The sequence below is a fragment of the Rhizobium leucaenae USDA 9039 genome (genome assembly GCF_000426285.1).
GTDB classification, from domain to species: Bacteria; Pseudomonadota; Alphaproteobacteria; order Rhizobiales; family Rhizobiaceae; genus Rhizobium; species Rhizobium leucaenae.
On the sequence record NZ_AUFB01000077.1, the window covers coordinates 1 to 4,612 of the forward strand.

Here is a 4,612-nt window from a genome sequence, read left to right on the forward strand (position 1 = left end):
GGGTTAAACCACGAGATCGGGATCATCAAGGATGTGATGGCGACTGCCCGAATGATCGGCGCAACCCCGTTGTAGGTGTGCGGCAAGAGCAAAGCGACGATATCATCAGAGACGACAATCAGACCGCTGAACGCAGGCAATGAAACAAACGCAGCCGTTCGAATGATTGCGACGTAGACTTCCTGCTCCTTAACGAGGTCGCCCCGTACTTTTGTCATCAGCGGAAGCCATAGCGAAAATAGCGGGCCGATCAGCGGCCCCTGCATCGTTTCACTGATGCGGTCGGCGGCGCGAAATAAGCCGACGGTTCGTTCATCATATCGCAAGCCAAATATGAAAATGACCGCACGCTGCATCGAAAGACTGAGCGCCGCGACAGACCATAGGGGAATGAAGCGCCGCAAAATGCTTCGAGCTATGCGCCAATCCGCGTCAAATCCGGGACGCCAACGCGTGCAGCGATATTCGAACAGCAGGACTGCCGCCAGAAATACCACCCTTTGAGCAACCAGCGCCCAGATTCCCCAAGGCGTGAAAGCAAGCATGATGCCGGCAGCACCCCCTGCAAAGGTGCTGATGATATTGCGCTGCGTGAAGGTCTTGAAGCCAAGATCCTTCATGATCAAAGCATCCATCACCGAAAGCCAAGGGGTCGCTAAGAGCATCAATCCGAATATCGGCATGAAATATCGGATCAGAGGGGCGTTTTGGTAATCGGCGACAAGTGGTGCAGCAATGACCAACAGCGCCGAAAACGGCAGCGCGATGGATAACAAACTATAAAAGGCTGAATTCAGTGTCTTCCCGTCGTATCCGTTTCCTTGGATAACGGCGTCCATTCCGGCGTATCTGCCTTCGTTGGCAAGGAAATCGGCAACGACCGACGAGAGGGCGACGACGCCAAAGAGTTCAGGAGGCAGCGCCCGCGCTAGGATCAAAAATATGACGAAGCCTGCTGCCTGTGAGAGGATCGCATTGATACTACTCCACAAAATTCCGCTGCGAAGGGCTCGTGAAATCGAAAGTTCGGTCATTCAGCTTTCCCGCCCACACACAACGCTTAACCTACATTATAAAAAATTTCGCCAATTAATAAGGCGCCAAGATGAATGAAGCCGTCGCCGATAATTCGGCCATAGGCTCTAAGTGCCGTAGCCCAGGGGCCATGTTTGCCGGATTTTTCAGTCAGGTTTGCGGAAGCCACGTCAAACAGGAACAGTCACTCACAGAACCGGACCTTATGCCAACGCATCGCCCATCTGTTGTTCTTGTCGGTTACAGATCGCGCCGCGGACAACAGGGGCTACCGCAATGACGAAACCCCTCTGCCCGGCGAGAAAAAAGCGGCCGATCCACGCAAACCGTCACGGCTTTAAAAGCGCCCAGATCAGTGTCGTCTTGATGCGCCGGCGAATGCTTTTTCTGAAATTCGTTTCCCCAACCTTGTTGATCGCCTCCCAATAGGGCGTGCGCCGAAGGTAATGGTAGTATTTCCAGATATAAGGGTGATATCCGTCGATCGACCAGGGTTTGTTATGTTCGGTGAAATGGATGATCTTTGGCCGCCGACCGTTTGCCATCTCTGATTTTTCGGCAAAACACGGCCTTCCCTCCTGCATCAGCATCCGGCGTTGGACATTCCAAAGCGGATCAAGATGTTTCCATCGTCCCCAAAAGACGATGTTGAGTGCATCCTGATCGATTTGATCGAGCTCATCGAACCGCGTCTCGAGCAAATCGAGCACCTGCGAAAACTCGTTGCTTTGCCGGATCTTCGCAAGGTCCAGCAAAAGAATGCCGGAGTTGAAATAGGCCAGTCGCTTCGGTGGCAATCTAAAATGCTTTGCAAATGCTTCGGAATCGATGCCAACGTCGTAGACACCCCCAATCGCGCAGTCGCCAAGCTCCTGGTTCCAAAGCTCGCGTATGTCACCGATGACGACAACATCGGCATCGAGATAAACAATCCTGCTGACGTCGGCAGGTGCTAGATCAGGCAGTGCCAACCGGTGATAGGCAGCGCGGCTTACATGCCTTCTGCCTTCCATGTTCAACAGGCGTGAATCCGTGATCTCGAGCCATTCGAACCTTTGGCCCGGTGCACAGCGCTCCAAATCCGCCCGCCGATCGATTGATATGCCGTCATGAACAATCAGAAAACGGAATCGAGCACCACGCGCATTGTCGATCAGGGATGTCATCGCCACCGCCGCATGCGGCAGATAGCCAGCATCGATGCCGAAGGCGATGACAACTTCCGCGACATCGAGCGGCGGTGTCGTCAAACGCTCTTCCCGGACCGCTGGATCATCCATCAGGGAGGAGACGCCATCGTGCCGGAAGGCTGTGGTCCCGGCAGACGGTTTTACAAAGAAGGAGGGATGCTTTCTCACGGAAACTGCAGTTCCGCGTGCACCTACGGGTTCAACCATCATCATTCCCCTTCTAAGATTGCGAGAGGTGATCTGCGGCCCTTCTCGTCGGCCATGAAGGCGGTGCTATTGCCAGCCGGGATAGCCCGACCAGTTCGTCCGTATTCCCATCTTGACACATGCCCAATCTACCAAGGCGTCCAGCGCCAGAGGCGCGCTGAATGTCCATCCGACCTTGTCGAGCGCATCGAAATGAATGCCGAGATTTTCGCGGCCGCGATCCTGCTTCCACCACGCGATAATGCGGCGGACATAATATCGCCGGAACCGAAGCAAATGAGCGCGGTACTCCGGGCCGAAGGCCAGCGGCCCATATCGAGTGAGGAAATGAAGAGCATCTCGCGTCCACGCTCTTGTTTTGCTTGCGGACGAAAGGGATGTCGTCGTGTTGGCGTGTACGCGCGTAAATCCGAGGTTTTCGTGCACGAAGCCGAAGTCCGACCGCGTCAACATTTTCAGCACGGCATCAAGATCCCAGCCACTTTCCATGGCATCTTCGAACAGTGGCTGGAACTGATCGGTAACGCTCTTTCTCCAAAGCATCTGCACCGGCATCAAAATGCCCTGGCGCAGCAACATCATCCGGATAGCGTCCGTGCCGTTAAAGACGCTTCGATCTTTCGGCCAGAAAAAATCCTGGACCGCACCGGCACATAGATGCAGGCAACCGATGACGCCGACCTTTGGATTATTCTCCGCAAGAGTGACCATCTTCGCCACGGAATCGGGCGTTATCGTATCGTCATCACAGAGATAACGGACATAGGACGCCTCGGCTGGTACGTGCGAATAGGCACGGTTCCAATTGTCGCGTTGATTGAGGGTTTCGTCGTTATGGTGTGCGACGACCGGAACACGCTGTTTGCTGTAGTTCCTTATGATTTCCGCCGTTCCATCGGTGCTGTTATTGTCAAGCACGATATGAACGACGCTCGGCCATATCTGTTTCTGCACCGACTCCATTGTTTCGGCTAGAAAACGTGCGCCGTTGTGGGTTGGTGTAACGATAGCAACGAGCGGTCCCGGCATGCTTCTTTGACCAACCTCTTCAATAGAACCCCGAGATCATCGCGTTGATGATTACCGGCCCAAGTACGTTAGTCAACGATATATTTATCGTTTGTTTATACTGGATGTAGTCAATTATAGGTATCCGGCAGCGGGACAAAAATGCACATGGCTTCCGGAAAATACTGCTTTGCATAATCAATATAGGCTAATCACATCAGCTTCGGATATACTTCGGTCTCGTCGGCAAAGTTGCGGCATTGGTGAGCGCCTGATCGGTGCTGATTGCCAGGACGCGCTGGAAGGCAATGCTTGCTGAGAACGGCCTTTGCAGGCCGAATGTCACGCCGATGCAGTTTTCGGCCTCCTGCAGCGCGCTCGCAGCCGGCTCCAACGTGAGAGCATTTCTGTTCCACGCATCGATCAGGAGATTAGACGCGATCAAGCCGTGGGCGCGGGAGCGATGTCGATCTTTCGTGGGAAGATCTGCATAAGGCGATGTCTGATCGGCCGGTCATAAACATAGCTCAGCCAGCATGAAACTATCATTGCGGTGCCCAAACTCAGAATTGCAAAGCGTAACCCATGTCCACTCCATTTTGCTCCGCTGTCCCATTCCGTGATCAGAACAAAGAGGTTCAACAACGGCGTATGGAGAACATAAATGCCGTAGGACGCATCGCCGCTCAACTGGCTCACAATCCGCCATCCCCTCGCAAAGCTCATCCGTGACGCCATGATCACGACCAGCGGCCAGAGGAGAATGATTACGAACAGATTGTAATAGGGTCGAAGCGCATCGCCTGGATCAAACACCAGGACTGCGATGCAAAGGACCGACAATAGCCATGGTCCGATGCGGGATTGTTGCACCGGCCGCATCCAATAGCGCTTGATTACGATGCCGAGCGAAAACGAGAAGATCACCCGTGGAAAACCGACAGGATAAGTGGCCCAGGTCGCACCGCCTTCCAACGTTCCGAAATGGAGAGAGGCGACCACGAGAAAGAATGCTGCGCCAATGATCGCTGCAGTCAGCGCCCGTCCGCTTAATTTCACGGCGACCAAGCCATAGGCAAAATTGATCAGCAGCTCGAAGAACAGCGACCAGGCAGGGCCGTTCCAGGGAAAGAGGATCTCGGGAAATGTCGAAAGCGGCGGCGGTGTAGGCA

At 54.1% G+C, this 4,612-nt stretch carries 4 protein-coding genes; all 4 read right to left on the reverse strand.

The features are described 5' to 3' along the window. Window positions 1-1,034, reverse strand: a 1,034-nt coding sequence (locus K290_RS0133090; protein WP_028755388.1) for an oligosaccharide flippase family protein, incomplete at its 3' end; no start/stop codon positions are given. 330 nt (window positions 1,035-1,364) lie between these two features. Beyond that, window positions 1,365-2,432: a glycosyltransferase family 8 protein gene (locus K290_RS36030; protein ID WP_161631263.1), complete on the reverse strand. Its 1,068-nt coding sequence runs from the start codon at window positions 2,430-2,432 to the stop codon at window positions 1,365-1,367. A 66-nt stretch (window positions 2,433-2,498) separates the two neighbouring features. Next, complete coding sequence (locus tag K290_RS0133100) at window positions 2,499-3,461, reverse strand: glycosyltransferase family 2 protein (RefSeq protein ID WP_081670491.1); 963 nt, start codon at window positions 3,459-3,461, stop codon at window positions 2,499-2,501. Between the two features lie 420 nt (window positions 3,462-3,881). Beyond that, a partial coding sequence (locus K290_RS0133110; RefSeq protein WP_028755391.1) for an acyltransferase family protein occupies window positions 3,882-4,612 on the reverse strand: 731 nt, incomplete at its 5' end.